Annotated in this window: 12 protein-coding genes and 4 pseudogenes; 5 read left to right on the top strand and 11 right to left on the bottom strand. The window is 37.3% G+C overall.

The features are described 5' to 3' along the window. Positions 1-152: 152 nt before the first annotated feature. On the bottom strand, positions 153-833 hold the full coding sequence (locus ACTQ5J_RS13210; protein ID WP_441753672.1) for a PIG-L deacetylase family protein: 681 nt from the start codon (positions 831-833) through the stop codon (positions 153-155). Between the two features lie 1,053 nt (positions 834-1,886). Here ACTQ5J_RS13210 and ACTQ5J_RS13215 point away from each other — a divergent pair. Next, positions 1,887-2,066: pseudogene (locus ACTQ5J_RS13215) on the top strand (transposase); the annotation flags it as partial. 232 nt (positions 2,067-2,298) lie between these two features. Here the strand turns inward: ACTQ5J_RS13215 and ACTQ5J_RS13220 are convergent. Then, positions 2,299-3,042 carry a nucleotide sugar dehydrogenase gene (locus ACTQ5J_RS13220; protein ID WP_441753674.1) on the bottom strand — a complete coding sequence of 248 codons (744 nt, stop codon included), beginning with the start codon at positions 3,040-3,042 and terminating at the stop codon, positions 2,299-2,301. 82 nt (positions 3,043-3,124) lie between these two features. On the opposite strand from ACTQ5J_RS13220, the gene ACTQ5J_RS13225 reads away from it, so the two are divergent. Both ACTQ5J_RS13225 and ACTQ5J_RS13230 read left to right on the top strand, forming a co-directional pair. Further along, positions 3,125-4,633 carry an IS3 family transposase gene (locus ACTQ5J_RS13225; RefSeq protein ID WP_441753675.1) on the top strand — a complete coding sequence of 503 codons (1,509 nt, stop codon included), beginning with the start codon at positions 3,125-3,127 and terminating at the stop codon, positions 4,631-4,633. Between the two features lie 327 nt (positions 4,634-4,960). Then, complete coding sequence (locus tag ACTQ5J_RS13230; RefSeq protein ID WP_441753677.1) at positions 4,961-5,899, top strand: IS30 family transposase; 939 nt, start codon at positions 4,961-4,963, stop codon at positions 5,897-5,899. A 74-nt stretch (positions 5,900-5,973) separates the two neighbouring features. On the opposite strand, the gene ACTQ5J_RS13235 is transcribed toward ACTQ5J_RS13230, so the two are convergent. The 7 genes and pseudogenes from ACTQ5J_RS13235 to ACTQ5J_RS13265 form a co-directional block, all read right to left on the bottom strand. Further along, positions 5,974-7,182, bottom strand: a complete 1,209-nt coding sequence (locus tag ACTQ5J_RS13235) for a glycosyltransferase (protein WP_441753679.1) — start codon at positions 7,180-7,182, stop codon at positions 5,974-5,976. Positions 7,183-7,184: 2 nt separating this feature from the next. Then, positions 7,185-8,309, bottom strand: a complete 1,125-nt coding sequence (gene wecB, locus ACTQ5J_RS13240; RefSeq protein ID WP_441753681.1) for a non-hydrolyzing UDP-N-acetylglucosamine 2-epimerase — start codon at positions 8,307-8,309, stop codon at positions 7,185-7,187. A 3-nt stretch (positions 8,310-8,312) separates the two neighbouring features. Beyond that, positions 8,313-9,421: pseudogene (locus tag ACTQ5J_RS13245) on the bottom strand (polysaccharide biosynthesis C-terminal domain-containing protein). Further along, a complete protein-coding gene (locus ACTQ5J_RS13250; protein WP_441753683.1) occupies positions 9,418-10,443 on the bottom strand; it encodes a polysaccharide biosynthesis protein in 1,026 nt (341 codons plus the stop codon). The pseudogene ACTQ5J_RS13245 and the gene ACTQ5J_RS13250 overlap by 4 nt, the downstream one beginning before the upstream one ends. Then, positions 10,436-11,668 carry a glycosyltransferase family 4 protein gene (locus tag ACTQ5J_RS13255; protein WP_441753685.1) on the bottom strand — a complete coding sequence of 411 codons (1,233 nt, stop codon included), beginning with the start codon at positions 11,666-11,668 and terminating at the stop codon, positions 10,436-10,438. The genes ACTQ5J_RS13250 and ACTQ5J_RS13255 overlap by 8 nt, the downstream gene beginning before the upstream one ends. Before the next feature lie 447 nt (positions 11,669-12,115). Further along, complete coding sequence (locus ACTQ5J_RS13260) at positions 12,116-13,438, bottom strand: nucleotide sugar dehydrogenase (RefSeq protein WP_441753687.1); 1,323 nt, start codon at positions 13,436-13,438, stop codon at positions 12,116-12,118. A 373-nt stretch (positions 13,439-13,811) separates the two neighbouring features. Next, positions 13,812-14,546, bottom strand: a complete 735-nt coding sequence (locus ACTQ5J_RS13265) for a helix-turn-helix domain-containing protein (protein WP_441753689.1) — start codon at positions 14,544-14,546, stop codon at positions 13,812-13,814. Between the two features lie 470 nt (positions 14,547-15,016). Between ACTQ5J_RS13265 and ACTQ5J_RS13270 the strand changes: the two genes are divergently transcribed. Together ACTQ5J_RS13270 and ACTQ5J_RS13275 are read left to right on the top strand one after the other, a co-directional pair. Further along, entirely contained in the window at positions 15,017-15,178 is a 162-nt protein-coding gene (locus ACTQ5J_RS13270; protein WP_441753690.1) for a hypothetical protein, read from the top strand. A 413-nt stretch (positions 15,179-15,591) separates the two neighbouring features. After that, a pseudogene (locus ACTQ5J_RS13275) lies at positions 15,592-16,700 on the top strand (IS30 family transposase). A 74-nt stretch (positions 16,701-16,774) separates the two neighbouring features. On the opposite strand, the pseudogene ACTQ5J_RS13280 reads toward ACTQ5J_RS13275, so the two are convergent. Together ACTQ5J_RS13280 and ACTQ5J_RS13285 are read right to left on the bottom strand one after the other, a co-directional pair. Then, positions 16,775-17,461 (bottom strand): annotated as a pseudogene (locus ACTQ5J_RS13280) (NAD-dependent epimerase/dehydratase family protein); the annotation flags it as partial. A 110-nt stretch (positions 17,462-17,571) separates the two neighbouring features. Then, positions 17,572-17,932: sugar transferase (locus ACTQ5J_RS13285; protein WP_441753692.1), on the bottom strand; the 361-nt coding region annotated here is incomplete at its 5' end.

Genomic DNA, 17,932 nt, shown 5'->3' on the forward strand with positions numbered 1-17,932 from the left:
TCATCTTTCAATGTGATAAGAAGATCTAGTTTGCCACCAATTCTATATATTTCTTCAATGCAACTTAAGCCCAACTGGACACAAGTTGTAAATGCAATTTTCTTCTTCATATTTTCAATTCCTCTCCAATTCAATGTTGAGTTTGCTTGAGACTAAAACCCTCTTCTAAATACACTTTCAAAGCTTTCTGCATAAACCATGCCAGCTTGTCCGCCTCTATAAGCAGCAAGACCTTTTAAAGCTTCATTGCTTCTAGGATGTGGATAGGGTCTCATCACTCCTCTATACATAGAAAGAGCTTCTATCTTCTTATCTACAGCTTCTTCGCCTACTTCAATAAATGTATTTGGATTGAACTGATTCATTGCTTTATTCAGTGCCCATTCAGTTGCAGAAGGGACTTCCATAAAGAGCAGTTCTTTTAATGGACTAACTTCTGGTCTTCGTTGAAAAAGTCTCACTGCAGCTTGGCATGCAAGAGACGTATGTAGATGATCATTATTTAAATCCGCTGGATGATGTGTAAATACAACTTCTGATCCAGTTTCTTCGATTGCTTTTTCTATGAATTGAACTAATTTAAGATGAGGTACTGTATTGAATTCGATATTTGGAAATTCGCCTTTAATGACTCTTTTAACGCCTAATAAGCTTAATGAGTTATTAACATCCTCATGAAGTTCATCTGTTGCAGGTCTATGATTTCTGGCATTTACTTCCCCAGACATGATACATACATTCACGGTATGACCTTCCTGTGCTAATTTATACATTGTGGCTCCTGCGCCTAATACTTCATCATCTGGATGTGCTACTACTACTAAATAATTCATCTTTCATACCTCACTTCATGTAATGTAATTTCCTATATAAGTACAAGTGCTCCTATGTTGAGCACTTTAATTTCTACTTTAAGTATTTTGATTAGTATTCTAAAATGTACATTTTTGATTTTCTGTTTAAACCCTTGATATCACTAACTTTCAACGGTGGTCGATAGTTTTTTGCGTACCACTTTTGTGAGAATTCGATAACTATATGTTGTGGTCCGGTATTTTCGAGCTACTATATCTAGTGATCCTTTCAAGATACTCACGTCGTTATACTCATTCAATCAACAACACTATTTTAATTAAAGAATTGCATAGTCTCATATCACAATTTATATTTGTTCCATTCAATACTATTCATGCACATATATCTTGACTGTGCACTCAATATTTTTTTGTTCAGTTATATTTTCTTTACGTATAATCATAAAATCGTTTAGAAGAATCCACTGTTATTTAATCTATTATTAGTCCTCTCAAAAATAACCTCACCTCTTAATAAACTGGTCATTGTTACTACAAAACATCTCACGTCAATTCAAAAAGACAAGCCTTGTTTTAATAATAGACCTTTCATCCAAAGGCTCTTAAAAAGGCTCTTAAAAAATCTATGATAATTCTTCGAAGTTTATTTTTATAAGAATCCATCAACTTTTATAATAGACTCATTAGAATCACCTAATTGATAGATTTATCGATTGGGTGATTCGTAAACATAGTTCTAAACTTATATAATTGGAGATATGCTTTGGACTCTTAAGCTAAAAAATAACCTTATTCATTATCTTAACAACTAAAAATAATTAACTCTTTATAAATCCTATTCATCATTTCATTAATTTTTAATGTCAGACGGCAACTCTATAATATCATATTTTTCTATATACGAACATACAAAACAAGCCAAAGTGAAAAACTCACCTTGACTCGTTTGTTATTGCTTAGTTAACTTTCGTCTCTTAGCATATGGCTAATGAATAGGCTACACTAAGTTAGACAGTAAAAATAAGGTCTAGTAGAATGAAATAAAAGAACCTGAAACGGAGAGAATCTACCATGACTGAAAAAAGAGTACGCAGAACGTTTACGCCAGAATTTAAAAGCCAAGTAGTACGACTTTATGAAAGCGGAAAACCACGTGCAGACATTATACGTGAATATGATCTTACAGCCTATGCATTTGATAAATGGGGGAAACAAAGCCAAGCTTCTGGCTCTTTCAAATATGAAACCAAAAAAGAACCAGAGAACGAGGGAGTTATTGCCCAGCCCCTATTCAACTTTTTGGTTCTTCTCTAGCGCTTAAACGGTATAAGTCTTCACGAAAATTCTCGCATTGGTAAGTATCGACAGAAGTCTCTTCAAATTGCATAACTGGACTAGTTTTACCTAGTGTAATCGTATAGTTCAACCCTTATATCTCTTAATAGTTCGAATCACGATGTTTTTTTCTAGATTAATTTGTTAATTATAATCTCCAATAAGCATAACCTTTTGAAGTAAACTGTTCATGATCTAAGATACTCTTAATATCAATCAACACGCGCTCTTCGTTTGTTAATTTTGGTTTATATAATGCTTCAATGTCCTCAATTGACAATGCTTTAAACGCTTCATGACCTACGGCTAAGACCACACAGTCTGCATCATGGATATCTTTATACTTAGATAGCGTTACACCATATTCTTTTAATGCATCTGGTTCAGACGCCCAGGGATCGACAATCTCAGGTTTGATGTCATACTCTGCTAATCGTTTGAGTATATCACCCACTTTAGAGTTGCGCGTATCTGGAGTATTCTCTTTAAAGGTTAAACCTAATACGACCACTTTCGCCTCAATGACTTTTTTGCCTGTTTTGATTAAGCCTTTAATGATTTTATCGGCAATGAATTCACCCATACTATCATTGATCTCACGACCTGATTTAATTATTTGACTATGATAACCTAAGTTCTCTGACTCATAGACGAAATAATAAGGATCGAACCCAATACAGTGCCCACCCACTAAACCTGGTGTAAAACCTAAAGCATTCCATTTCGTATTCATGGCATCAATCACATCTTTTGAATCAATGCCCATACGGTCAAATACTAAAGCTAATTCATTCATGAAGGCGATGTCAATATCACGCTGACTGTTCTCCACCACTTTAGCTGCTTCAGCAACTTTAATACTTGGCGCACGGTGTACACCCGCCTTAATCACTAACTCATGTGAATGCTAAACTAAAAACAACAAATAGGGCATGCGGACAAAATCTTAGACCAAATCGATCAGGAGGAAGTCTATGTATGCTTACGCTGAAAAATTAAAAGCCGTCAAACTTTACTTGAAGTACGAATCTTATGCGGCTGTCATCAATGAACTGGGGTATCCTTCGCGTATGGCTCTTCGGGATTGGATAGAGGCTTACCGTACGGATGGAGATGTTCAAAAAGAGATGACGCGAACGCCAAAATACACCGAAGAACAAAAACAAGCAGCAGTCACCCACTATCTTGAGCATGGTAAGTGTTATTCACGTACCTGCAGAAAACTTGGCTATCCAAGCCGGGGCTTATTAACAGAATGGGTCATGGAGCGCGCACCTCAACCTCGCCAATTGATTAAAAAAGGGGTAAACTTAACACAACAAGAAAAAGAAGCCGCAGTTCTTGCACTGGTAACTCGGACCACATCCGCACAATCGATTGCGGATCAACTAGGTGTTAGCCGAAATTCCCTCTACAATTATAAAGAACGGTGGCTCGGCAAGGACGTGCTTGGTATGGTCAATGACTCAAAGGAAACAGATGTTAATCAATTAAAAAGTCAAGTCAAGCAACTTCATGAAGAGGTTCACCGCCTTCAGATTCAAAAAGACGTTCTTGAAAAAGCGGGTGAACTACTAAAAAAAGATCAGGGCATCCATCTAGAAGAACTCACCAATCAAGAGAAAACACTCCTGATTGATGCCCTTCGCCCTTTTTATCCGTTAAAGGAATTATTAGCCTGTGTCAGTATCCCTAAAAGCAGTTATAGTTATCACCACACGCAACTCGCTTTACCTGATAAATATTGTAAGGCTCGTACCATGATAATTGAAATTTTTCACAAGAATAAGCGGCGGTATGGCTATCGCCGAATTCATACTGCTCTGAAACATAAAGGGATGACTCTTTCAGAAAAAATTGTTCAACGTATCATGCGCGAAGAAAATCTCTTCGCTAAATCCGTTAAAATTAAGAAGTATAGTTCATACAAAGGAGAAATATCGCCTGCAGTTCCTAACATCCTAGAACGCGATTTTACAGCCAGTAAACCCAATATAAAATGGGTAACTGATCTAACAGAATTCCGTCTCCCTGCTGGAAAAGTTTACCTGTCTCCTATGATAGACTGTTTCGATGGTGCAATTGTGAGTTGGACGATTGGTGCTTCTCCTAATGCTGAATTGACTAATTCGATGCTAGATCAAGCAGTTTTAACGCTAAAAGAAGGTGAAAACCCGATAGTTCATTCGGACCGAGGGGCTCATTACCGCTGGCCAAGTTGGATTGAGCGAATGGAATCGCATCACTTAACTCGTTCTATGTCTAAAAAAGGTTGCACGCCTGATAATGCTGCGTGTGAAGGTTTTTTTGGGCGGTTAAAAAACGAATTCTTTTACGATGAGAATTGGTTAGATGTGTCAATTGAGCACTTTATGCAACTTTTAAACAACTATCTTCATTGGTACAATCACGAAAGAATCAAGCTATCTTTAGGTGGGATGAGTATTATGGATTTTCGAAAAACACTTCCTTTAATAGCTTAAGGAATAATACCAATTCTTGTCCACTAGAAGTAAACAAACCTATTCAATAGGTTGCAACAAAAACAATCAACCGTATTTAGGTCCAAAATAATATCCGCACCCCCCTTTTTGCTAACTAACCCTTTACACTTCTGCTATCAATTCGCTGAGCTATTTCGGGGCTGGGCAAAAACTCCTCTAAAATAGAAAAACGGGTTTCCACAATCACTGTGAGAAACCCGTTTTTTTGATTGATGAATTGTAAAATTAAATGCGATAACAAAGAAACTCATAATAGATTCGTGTAAGATGTTAATAACGACAAAAACATACACACGGAGGTCTATTATGAGCTATACATATCTTACCATAGAAGAACGTTCAAAAATAGAAGTGCTTGTTCAAGAAGGTTATACAATTAACCATATTGCGAATTTATTAAGTCGTCATCATTCAACTATTTATCGTGAGCTGAATCGATGTTCGGCTCAAACCTATGTTGCGAAAGCTTCTCAAGCAGATGCTAATCAAGTTGTTGCTCACAAAGGCAGAAAAACGAAACATACGCCAGAGTTGCCTGAGGATATTCAACATAAATTAGAACTGACCTGGTCACCCGAACAGATTGTGGGTCGAGATTATCAAGAGAAACTATCCTTTAAAACAATCTATAACTGGATTTATGAAGGTATCTTAAACGTTCCCTTACAAGTTCTAAGACACAAAGGTAAGAGTCGTCAACCTCGAGAGACACGTGGTAAGTTCAATGTTGGTAGCTCGATCTCCAAACGACCTAAGTCAGTTAGAAACAGACAAGAGTTTGGACATTGGGAATTGGATACAATGGTTTCTTCACGCGGAAAGAGTAAAGGTTGTTTAGCGATCTTCGCAGAGCATAAAAGTCGTTTATACCTTGCTTTTCTGATACCTAACCGCACTAAAGACGCTATGCACAATGCAATTGAGCAGTTAACAAGTAATCTGCCTGAGCACGCCTTAAAATCATTTACTTCCGATCGCGGGAAAGAATTCGCTTGCTATCCAGAAGTAGAGGCATCAGGCATTGATTTCTACTTTGCGGATGCCTACAGCGCTTGGCAAAGAGGGACAAACGAAAATTCGAATGGCTTAATGCGCGAATTCTTTCCGAAGAAAACTGATTTAGCTAAAGTGAGTGAAACTGAATTATTCACGGCTTTATGGCTAATGAATAATCGACCAAGAAAATGTCTGAATTATCAAACACCTTTAGAAAAATACATTCACGAAACTTCATTAATTGAGTAAAAAAATTGTCGCAATAATTATTGCAATTCGTCATGCCTATTTTAGTAATTAATTGCGAATGATTTAGATGACTATTATTTTTTTTCATCTAATTTACTCTGATATAGCTCAAGATAATTCTTTATCATTCCACTAATCGAATAGTTAGTAGCATTTTCAGTACACTTAAGTAAAGTTTCTTTGTTTTTATTTTGAGAATTTCTTATACAATTTAATAATTCCGAGTAATTCCCCTTCTCAACTACTCGTCCCGTCAGATCAGTAATCGATTCTCCGGCTCCCCCAGTATCAAAAGTAACAACAGGTGTGCCACAAGCCTGCGATTCCAAGTTTACCGTTGGAAAATTATCAAATAATGTAGGATTAATAAAAGCATCTGCTTGATTATATAATTCTACTAATTCATCTATAGACTCAGTTCGTTCAATATGTTTTATACGTGTATGAGGAGTACCAGATTCTGGAATTAATTTTCCGACTAAAGTAATACTATAACTGGTCTCTAAGTCCTCAGCTAATTTATTAAAGTATTCTAAGCCTTTTCGTTTCTCCCAGACACTAGCAATTCCTAAAATATTAATTTTTTTACTCTGATTTCGACTATGGTTTTCTACCACTTTAAATTGATTAGTATTAATCCCATTATGAATCACCTTTATGTCATTACCATGTAAATAGGATCTGTCTATTATTTCAGCAAGCCATTTTGATGGTGTTACAAATGTAAAATTATTCTTTTGCAAGAGTTTTTTCTTAATTTCATAATTTTTTATGCTTCGCTCACTACTCCATTGAGAGTGAATAGGATATTCTTTTGAAATTTTTACCAACTTTGAATGATTGATAGGATTCTCCCATTCATACTCTATAGCGCCTGAATCTGCTGAGCTTCCAGATATTATCCACGGGTCATGCAATAACCAAACTACTTTAACACCACTCTCCTTCAAATATTTGAGTAGCCTTGGAAAATTAACATAATAACCATGGATGTTATGAAGATGTACGATGTCTGGATTAATTTCTTTAATTTTATTGATAATCATTCGAGTTGCTAAAAGAATAGTCTGTCCATGGCGATTAAATAGTCGAGTTGCTGCTAAATCAATTGCTTGTTCAAGTGGATTACCAATCTTAAAGACGTTCGCTTCATTAACACTTTTTCCACGACCATAAATTACATAACTTTCATTGCCACTCTCCATTATTGCATGATGAAGATTTTCTACAATTCTTCCAGTGGAACCAAAACCATAAAAAGAATTAATTTGCAGTATTCTCATTATTACTCCCCCCATACTCTTCTCTTAATATAATCCGTATAACTCACAATAATCCTCAACACCTTCTCGGATACATTCGGCATGCTGTAATCAGCAACCAATTTCAGTGTCTGATCAGTTTGCATGTCTAAGATAGTAAGCCCCTGCATGATTCGTTCTTTCTCTAAACCTACCATCATCACAGCGCCTTCTTCCATCGCCTCTGGGCGTTCATGTTCTTCCCTTAAGTTCAAGGCTTTGAAACCTAAAACCGACGATTCTTCACTGATTGTACCACTATCACTGAGGACTGCTTTCGCATTCAACTGTAAGTTATTGTAGTCAGTAAAGCCCATTGGTTTCATTAGTTGAACTAAATCATGAAACTCAACACCTTTAGCTTCAATCATATTACGTGTTCTCGGATGAGTACTGACAATAACAGGTAGCTGATACGTCTCAGCAATTTCATTTAATGAGTCCACCAAGTTCAAGAAGTTTCGCTCTGAGCTGATGTTCTCATCTCTGTGTGCTGAAATCACGAAATATTGACCTTTGGTCAAACCTAACTTGAGATAACTTTCAGCTGCTTCAATGGCTGCTTTCTTTTCATTTAACACTTCAAACATTGGGCTACCAGTCTTAATAATCTGATCAGCTGGTAAACCTTCTGCTAACAAGTATTCACGGGCAATATCACTATAAGTCAAGTTAATATCCGCTACGTGGTCCACAATCTTACGGTTTGTCTCTTCTGGGACACGTTGATCGAAACAACGATTGCCAGCTTCCATGTGGAATATCGGGATATGATGGCGTTTAGCAGCAATTGCGCACAGACAGCTATTCGTATCGCCTAGAACTAGGAAAGCATCAGGTGCTTCATCTGCTAGAATAGGATCAATATTCGCTAGGATTTGACCGACTGTCTCCATGGGAGAGCCTCCAGCTGCATTCAAGAAATAATCTGGTTCTCTTAACCCAAAGTCTTCGAAAAATACTTCGTTTAGTTCATAGTCGTAGTTTTGACCTGTATGAACGAGAATATGCTCAATCGCGTCCGATGTTTCTAAACGTTGAATCACTGAAGACAAGCGAATAATCTCAGGGCGCGTGCCCACTACCGTCATAACTTTTAATTTTTTCATTTCTTAAACCTCCAAGAAGAATGTGTCTGGGTTATTCGGATCAAACATCTCATTCACCCACATAATCGTCACCATATCCGTTTCACCCGTATTCACGATGGAATGCGTGTAGCCAGTCGGAATATCGACGACTTCAAGTTTATCGCCCGATACGTGGTACTCAATCACATTGTCTGCGAAATCATCGCGGAAGCGAATTACTCCTTGACCAGATACGACTAGGAATTTCTCGTTTTTGGTGTGGTGCCAGTGTTCGCCTTTGGTAATCCCAGCTTTTGAAATATTGACTGAAACTTGTCCAGCATATGGTGACTTCACAAATTCTGTAAAGGAACCACGCTGATCACCATGTGTTATTAAAGGATAACTAAAGTCATCTTCAGGGAGGAAATTCAAATAAGTGCTGTATAACTTTCGTGTGAAATCATCCGATAAATCAGAAATCAAGCGAGTATCCCTTGAAGCTTTGAATTCCTTCAATAAATCCGCAATGTGTCCCAATATCACTTGATAAGAAACAGGTACTTGGCAGTAATCTCCTTCACGTGTTGCTTCACTCTTCAAAGCTTTTAGAAACTCTTCTACTAAATCGTCAATATGGACCAAGTTTAGCTCAACTGACGGATTATTGATAGTAATCTCCTCGCCACGCGCGATTTGATGACTAAAGGTCGCAATCACAGTATTGTAGAAAGGCTTAGACCACTTCCCAAACAAGTTCGGCAAACGATAAACAAAGACTTCCACACCTTGTTCAGCACCATAGGCAAAGACTAACTCCTCGCCCGCCTTCTTGCTTAAACCATAAGCGGACTCATTAGCTGCTTGAATCGAAGAAGTGACTAACACGGGAGCTTGACTGCCTACCTGACGTAGTGTGTCTAATAAAGTCTGCGTAAAGCCAACATTTCCAGTCTCAAACTCCTGTTCTTCCACTGGACGATTAACGCCCGCCAGATGGAAAACAAACTCAGCCTTAGTCGCAAAATCAGTTAATTCCTCTTGCGTTGTCTCACGTGTCACCAACAATAATTCGTGCTCTTCATTCTGTTCCAGTTTGCTCTCAAGTTCTTCCCAACAAAGCCATTCGCACCCGTCACAAGAATTCTCATTTATTGGTCCTCCAATTGGCTAATTCTGCCTGTACATCATCCAAAGCTAATAACTTATCTGCTAATTCATCAACGGTTAATTGTTCCGTATTATTCGAGTTATACTCTTCCAACAAACCAGCGCTCACTTGACCTTCTTCGAAAAACTTGCCATAGTTTAAATCACGCTTGTCCGAAGGCACTCGGTAGAAATCACCCATATCAATCGCTCTAACCGCTTCTTCAGCAGTTAACAGTGACTCATACATCTTTTCACCATGACGAATCCCGATTTCAGTGATTTCTGGTTCAACCTTGAACAGCTTACAGATTGCTTGAACTAAGGTTTTAATTGTACTAGCAGGTGCTTTTTGAACCATAATATCGCCTTGTTCTGCATTCTCGAATGCAAATAAAACTAAGTCCACTGCTTCATCCAAACTCATCATAAAACGTGTCATATTGCCATCGGTTAATGTTAATGGTTGGCCTGCTTTTAATTGTTCAATAAACAAGGGAATCACACTTCCACGTGATGCCATCACATTCCCATAACGTGTTGCACTAATTCTTGTCTTAGCTGGATCAATATTGCGCGCCTTAGCCACAATTACTTTCTCCATCATCGCTTTAGACGTCCCCATCGCATTGATTGGATAAGCCGCCTTATCAGTTGACAAACAGACTACATTGCTCACACCTGCATCAATCGCAGCCGTTAATACGTTATCTGTACCAATGACATTCGTTTTAACAGCTTCCATCGGAAAAAACTCACAAGACGGTACTTGTTTCAGAGCTGCTGCATGGAAGATATAATCAACATCACGCACTGCGTTGCGAATACTATTGATATCCCGAACATCCCCAATATAAAATTTGATTTTGTCGTTGTTATATTTTTTTCGCATATCATCTTGCTTCTTCTCGTCACGCGAGAAAATTCGAATTTCTTTGAATTCAGAAGACAAGAAGCGTTTCAATACCGCATTTCCGAATGATCCAGTCCCGCCTGTTATTAGTAATATTTTGTCTTTAAACATGGTTAATACTCCCTTGTGTTCTGATAATATGTTCAAATTTATCGACCAGCATCGATTTTTCGAAATTCTTTAGATAATAGCCATGTGAATTATTCCCTAAAGCTGTGATGGCAGCATCTGATAAAGTAACGGCATTCTTAATATTCGACACCAGTGCACTCACATCACCCGCATCACTGAAGTAACCACTTTGCGATTCTTCAACAATGGTTTGACATTCACCATCAGCACTCACAACTAATGGCTTGCCGCAAGCCATCAAAGATTGGATTTTTGCGGGAATGGTTTGGTTAAAAATTTCGCTTTTTGTCAATGTAACTAAAGCGAAATCAAATTTCGCTAAATAATATGGTATGAGTGCAGCTGGTTGACGATCAATGAAATGAAAATACGACATAACTTTTTCTTTTTTTATTTTATTAATTAACTCTTTTTTTGCACGTCCATCACCAATGATAATAAACTTAACTTCTATAGTTTCTTTTTTTAAAATTTTAGAAGCTTCGATAAGAATCTCTAATCCTTGAGCCTCTCCAATGTTCCCAGCAAATACAAATGTTTTCTCGTTAAATTTCTCAACCTCTACCTCTGTATTATTCTTTAATTTCTTATTGTATATGTCTTCTGCGTACTGAGGCCAATACATAATTTTCGTTTTATTAATATTTCTTTTACTGATACTCTCAACAAAGCTTTGAGATGACGTCAAAATTAAACTTGAATGTTTATAAATATAGTTCACCATAGCATCTATTGGTTTCATTAACCATTTATTCTTTAAATTAGTAATCGCCACAACATTCTCAGGCCATAAATCCATTACGTACAACAAGTGGTTAAGTTTATACTTTTTTGCATACCAAATGGCTGGTAATGCTTGAGTAATTGGACTGACTTCATAAGTAAATACTAAGTCGGCACTTTGAGGTAAATTTTTTTCTAGAAATTTTGCAGCTATTACAAATGATAGATAATTTAATGAAAGTGAAAATTTATTACTTCCTCTTGGGAAAATTGGCATTCTATATATTTCAATTCCATTCCAGTTCTCATTTCTTTTATTTTTCCAATCATATCCATTAAAAAAATTCCCTGCCGGATAATTCGGAATCCCAGTGACAACGGAAACTTTATGTCCTCGCGAAACTAGCTCTAAACAAATATCATTAATACGAAATTGTTCAGGATAAAAATATTGAGAATAAACTAATATATGTTTTTTCAAAGATATCCCTCATCCTTTTTATAAATAATTTCAGAATTGTATACTTTCGTTTTTTTTAAACAAGCCTAAATTTATCACTTTTTCTACAGATTAATTTATCAGCGATAATAAGTCTATATAGTTTCAACTTGTTTAGTTACTCGTTTCACTAAAAGCTATAATAGAATTTATAGTGTATCAAAGCTAATTGTCAATACTTCGAATCATTACCGACTATTATAAAACAACCATTATCGACTAATTTACTAACTAGAATCTCATAAAACAATTGACTAAACATATTATACTATTTAATTGTTACTTTGTTCAATGAATATTTTAAATAAACATATATAAAGATTAGTTTTATTTTTATATACTTTCCTATTGTTGTAACAACGCTATTTTATTCAAGTATATACAAAAAAAACGAAGCAATTTTATTACTTCGTTTTCTATGAAAATCTTTTACAATCTCCAATAAGCATAACCTTTTGATGTAAACTGCTCATGATCTAAGATACTCTTAATATCAACCAGAACACGCTCTCCGTTTGTTAATTTGGGATTATATAATGCTTCTATATCTTCGTTTGTCAATGCTTTAAACGCTTCATGACCTACGGCTAAGACCACACAGTCTGCATCCTGGATGTCTTCATACTTAGATAAGGTCACGCCATATTCTTTTAATGCATCTGTTTCAGACGCCCACGGATCGACTATCTCGGGTTTGATGTCATACTCCGCTAATCGTTTGAGTATATCGCCCACTTTAGAGTTACGCGAATCTGGGGTATTCTCTTTAAAGGTTAAACCCAATACCACCACTTTTGCCTCAATGACTTTTTTGCCTGTTTTGATTAAGCCTTTGATAATTTTATCCGCAATAAATTCACCCATGCCATCATTGATCTCACGACCTGATTTAATAATCTGACTATGATAGCCTAAGTTTTCTGCTTCATAGACGAAATAATAAGGATCGACCCCAATACAGTGCCCACCCACTAAACCTGGTGTAAAGCCTAAAGCATTCCATTTCGTATTCATCGCATCAATCACATCTTTTGAATCAATGCCCATTCGGTCAAACACTAAAGCTAATTCATTCATGAAAGCAATGTTTATATCACGTTGACTGTTTTCCACCACTTTAGCAGCTTCCGCTACTTTAATACTTGGCGCACGGTGTACACCTGCCTTAATCACCAACTCATATACTTTCGCAATTTCTTCTAAAGCCTCATCGGTCGTTGCGGATACGATTTTAATAACATTCTCTAGTGTGTGTACTTTGTCGCCTGGATTAATTCTTTCAGGTGAATAACCCACCGCAAAATCAACGCCGTGTTTCAAACCAGACTCCTCTTCTAAAATTGGAATACACACATCTTCCGTAACACCCGGATATACCGTCGACTCATAAACAACAATGGATCCTTTACTTAAATTTTTTCCGATGGTGCGCGTCGCACTTTCCACTGGATTTAAGTTAGGCGTTTTATCTTGGTTAATCGGTGTAGGGACCGACACAATATGAAACAGGGCTTCTTTTAACCGTGTCGCATCGCTTGTAAATTCAAGGGCCGTCGCTTTAATGGCTTCGACCCCCACTTCTTTTGTCGGGTCAATGCCTTGATGGTATAACTCAATCTTGCTTTCGTTATTATCAAAGCCAATCACATCCGCAACTTTCGCAAATGCTACCGCTATCGGCATACCGACATAACCTAAGCCAATGACCGATAACTTCGTTTCTTTATTGATGATTTGATCGTATAGTGTCATCATAATTCTCCTGTCCGAATATTCCCTTAGTCTAATTCCATGATTATTGCATTTGATTTGTACCAACCTTGCGATTGTTTTTACCAGTGATTGCAGACAAACTTACCACTCTTTGCGGAGGTTTGTACCAATACATAATAAACCTCCTGCATACTTATTGGACACGTTTACATCTTTCTGAAAGATGGGCGTGACAATAGGATATATAGGAGGTTTTTTTGTATGTTTCCTTATCGAAAGATTTTGGAGCTACATAGTGAAGGTGTATCGCTTAGAAGTGTAGCAACAATTACACAACACTCACGGCAAAAAATAACGGAGGTGATTAAATTTGCAGAAAAGAGAGGAGTCATCATTCCATTGGATGAAGGAATCACTGATCCATGGTTGGAAGATTTTCTTTACCCTGAAAAGAAACAGGAAAATAGTGGACGGCACGTGATGGATTTTGAGAATGTGCATAAAGAGTTAGCAAAACCAAATGTGACCTTACCTTTATTGCATGATGAGTATGTGCGAGAAGCGAAAAGTGTGGAGAGAATTCCATATGCTTATAGAACTTTCGCTGAACACTATCACAATTATGCAATGAAAATAAGGCAACAATGCGTATTCGTCGAAAACCCGGCGAGATTTTAGAGATTGATTGGGCGAAATGTAAAGCTTTACATTTCGCCCAATCCATTTGAATTTGTTCGCCAGCCTTATGATTGAGTATGTGGCTAAATCTCGTTTTATTTAGATAATCATTGAAGTACTTTTTAAACTGAGTCAACTGATAGTAAATCTGTCCATTTAGTCGACAAGTTTGAGCATATTCTTCCCACAATAACTGTATCGTGACACCTGGTTTGACTAAATCCTTCGATAAGGCTTCATAATTTGGCATCACATGGTAAGTAATCGCCTGTTTTTTCTGAGACACTCTAAATAACTCTTCGATTTCTTTCACTGACCATTGAGATAAGCCTTCGTATCCTAAACCTTTTTCTTGAGCAATATTGACCGTTCTTGTGACTGTACTTCTACCAGAACCAACAATTTTAGCTATCTGTCTTAAACTAAAACCCGCTTCGTGTAGACGCACCATTTCTAAATAATTGGGCATATCTGCACCTCCATCATATTTTTGTACGATTTCCTCATACTCCCTAGTTATACCATTAGAAGAACAAAAAGAACCACAAAAGTGGTCCTATTAGAGTGATTTGGGTGGTACAAACAATAGCGATTTAGGTGGTACAATGAACCGCGACGAGGTGGCACTATTAGAGCGCCGTATCCACTATTGCCTTGGAGTGCAAAAGTTCAAGCCAATTGTAAATAACCCTCACTATAATATAGAGACATTATAGCAAGGGTTATTTGTCGTAGCTAGATGCCGTTTCATTTTGCGCTTACTGATAACTTGGCAGGCAATGATGACACAACTATTTAATAAAAGTCACAATAGAATCTCAACCACATTACCTGCCACTGTCATACTAAATTAATTATCCCTAATTCATTAACACCATTCCTCATTTTAGGTTATACTAGACCTAGAGAGTAATCAATACCCATAGGAGGATACTAAATATGACTAAATCAAATGATTTAAAGATGAAAGTCATCAATGGCTTACAAAACCGTAATTATACACGTTTACTAGGGAATCATTTTTCTAGTAAGGAAGAATTTTTTGAATTAGCTGACTTATATAAAGCTGGACGCGTGGAAGTTTTTACGGCCGATGAGTAACAAGTGGCGGCCGAAGCTGAAATTGCTGAATTAAAGGCTCAAGGCGACACGGAAACCGCCAAGGAATTAGCTGAGAATTTAACTGAATTATTAAACCAAGAAATTGTGTTAATTGTCGACTAGCCGTCATTGTTTAGCCTTGATGATTTTTCAAAGATCGGATTCAAATCAAGTTTCCTAAAGAAATATTCTGCGACAAAAGCCTGCCTCGAATTTTCGATGTGATGTGCCCCCGAAAGTTAGAGTGAAAATTCTAACTTTATGGGGGTTATTTTTATATCAAAAAAGTATTCATATGAATTAAAGGGAGGATTTTATAATGAGGTTAGCCACCTCTAAAAATCCATAAAAAAACGCCACGTGAATGTCATGTTCTATTGAAGTTACCACTAACTCTCAATAGACAAGGATGAATTCACACGACGCAAGACCAGTTTAACATAGTCTCACGAAAAGAGACACACCTTCTTATCAAGAACGTTGTCACATTCAGATTCTCAAGAAAGAAGCCTATTCTCATCGCGCCATTGCCAAGTTACTAGGGCGTTCCCTTCAAACGATTCATAATGAAGTGAAAAGAGGCACCATCACGCAACTGAAACGTCAAAAACAAAACGATAGATTCTACGACTATTCCTACACACTATATGATGCCGATGCCGGACAAGCTAATTATGAGCGTCAACGTCTTCACTGCGGTAGGCGACCTAAATGGGCGGATTCCAATGCCTTTATTGACTGGGCAGATGAAAAGATGCTTCAAGATAAATGGTCCCCCGATGTTGTCGTGGGTTTTGCTCGTGAACATCAGTTGTTTGACGCTGCGATTGTTCCTTGTACAACGACGTTATACCATTGGATCGATAGCGGTGTGATGAAAACTCGCAACTTGGATTTGTTAGAAAAGCTGTCGCGTCATACCAAGAAACGAACCACTAAAACGCGTCGAAACAAACGTGTCTTAGGACCATCGATTGAAGATCGCCCAAAAGTAATCGAAACCAGAGAGCACTTTGGACACTGGGAAATTGATACAGTGATTGGCAGTCAAGCGGTCTGTGACCCTGTATTGTTGACATTAGTCGAACGTAAGACGCGCTATGAAGTCATTCTGAAACTCAAGAATAAAACGGCTCAGGCTGTGGATGAAGCAATGGACTCTCTGCGTCAACGCGCAGGTGATGCTTTCAACCAACTATTTAAAACGATAACATCAGATAATGGCTCGGAATTTGCGGGCCTGCATACCGCTTTACAGGAGACACTCGACGTCTATTTTACGCACCCTTATGCTTCTTGGGAACGTGGAACGAGTGAGAATCAACATAAAATCATTCGTCGCTTTCTCCCTAAAGGACAACCACTCCAAGCATTATGTGAGGTAAAGTGCCTAAGAATTCAAAACTGGATGAACGATTATCCACGCAAGCTATTAGGCTATCAAACGCCTTATGACTGTTTCGTGAGAGAATTTCACAAAGAACGCCAAGTGCAACAGACGAAAAAACCGGTTAGTGCTTGATACCGAGTCTCACTCGACATGACTTGATTGCTAAGAAGTTGACAAGTGCACGATCGACCAAGGACTGCTCTACCTCAGCTTGTTATCAAACACTGACGGGTAATAAAATAAGTTAAGTTAGTTGGTAACACACTAAAAAACAAAGTGGCTAACTTAAACTTGAAATTTTCGAGTTTAATATTCTTTCCATAAACTTCACCTATTAAATAAACCATCTCACTGGTTTTCACAAACTCTTTGTTCTGTGGAAAAAAGACACCTGAATCTTCATTATCAATTAACAAGCGAACAAATTCGCATAGATTTTCAACATGAAGCATACTTCGCTCATTTTCTATATCTGGAAAAACAGGAAGCTTTTGAGCCAGTTTAGCTAATCTTGGATAATTACCTCTTGATCCTTTTCCATAAATCATTGGAGGTCTCAAAACAGCTACTTTGAAATTCTTAGATTCCAAAGGAATAATTCCCTGCTCAGCAGTCAATTTACTATTCCCATAAAAATTTGCCGGTGTTGGTACAGTTTCTTTTGTAATAACTCTTTTCTTTCCTATCTCACTACTATCACCATAAACAATAATGCTGCTCATAAAAACAAACTGCCTAGCACCATCAGCTTTAGCTTTATTTGCCACTTCAATTGTTAAATCTCTATTTACTTTATAATAAAGCTCTTCCATTTCTGCCTTGGCATCCACATGAGCTATCCCCGCGACATGAAAAATCGAGTCAAACTTACTAAATTCTTCATTCTTCCAGTCGTCACCATGTACGCTTAGTGTCTCTACCTGATACTACTCAGGCCACTGACTAACCCAATTCTCAAAAGAAGTGCCAATATAACTGCCTTCTCCTGTAATCAATATTTTTTTCATACAGAGACACCTCTTTTACTCGAATTTAAATCAACCAAGCACTTATCTACATATCTATCTTCACCAAACAATACAACACCAACGGTTCTAAAGATAATCTTAATATCAAGCCATAAACTATAATGCTCCACATAGTAAACATCGTGTTTGTATCTATCCTGAAGGTTCAAATGAATATTTCCACTCACCTGAGCTAGTCCAGTCATACCAGGCCTCATATTGAGTCTCTTTGAAATCTCTTCATCGTACTCTTCAAGAGATGCAATTCTCTCTGGTCTTGGACCAACAAGACTCATTTCTCCTTTTAGAACATTAAGCACCTGTGGAATTTCATCTATCTTTGTTCTTCTTAAAAAC

It is taken from the genome of Fundicoccus sp. Sow4_F4 (assembly GCF_052116145.1).
Taxonomy (GTDB): domain Bacteria; phylum Bacillota; class Bacilli; order Lactobacillales; family Aerococcaceae; genus Fundicoccus.

Bases quoted from the DNA above. Each gene is read 5' to 3' on its own strand.
- ACTQ5J_RS13235 (WP_441753679.1), bottom strand. From the start codon at position 7,182: ATGAGAATACTGCAAATTAATTCTTTTTATGGTTTTGGTTCCACTGGA.
- ACTQ5J_RS13225 (WP_441753675.1), top strand. From the start codon at position 3,125: ATGTATGCTTACGCTGAAAAATTAAAAGCCGTCAAACTTTACTTGAAG.
- ACTQ5J_RS13250 (WP_441753683.1), bottom strand. From the start codon at position 10,443: ATGTTTAAAGACAAAATATTACTAATAACAGGCGGGACTGGATCATTC.
- ACTQ5J_RS13230 (WP_441753677.1), top strand. From the start codon at position 4,961: ATGAGCTATACATATCTTACCATAGAAGAACGTTCAAAAATAGAAGTG.
- ACTQ5J_RS13265 (WP_441753689.1), bottom strand. From the start codon at position 14,546: ATGCCCAATTATTTAGAAATGGTGCGTCTACACGAAGCGGGTTTTAGT.
- ACTQ5J_RS13270 (WP_441753690.1), top strand. From the start codon at position 15,017: ATGACTAAATCAAATGATTTAAAGATGAAAGTCATCAATGGCTTACAA.
- ACTQ5J_RS13260 (WP_441753687.1), bottom strand. From the start codon at position 13,438: ATGACACTATACGATCAAATCATCAATAAAGAAACGAAGTTATCGGTC.
- wecB (WP_441753681.1), bottom strand. From the start codon at position 8,309: ATGAAAAAATTAAAAGTTATGACGGTAGTGGGCACGCGCCCTGAGATT.
- ACTQ5J_RS13210 (WP_441753672.1), bottom strand. From the start codon at position 833: ATGAATTATTTAGTAGTAGTAGCACATCCAGATGATGAAGTATTAGGC.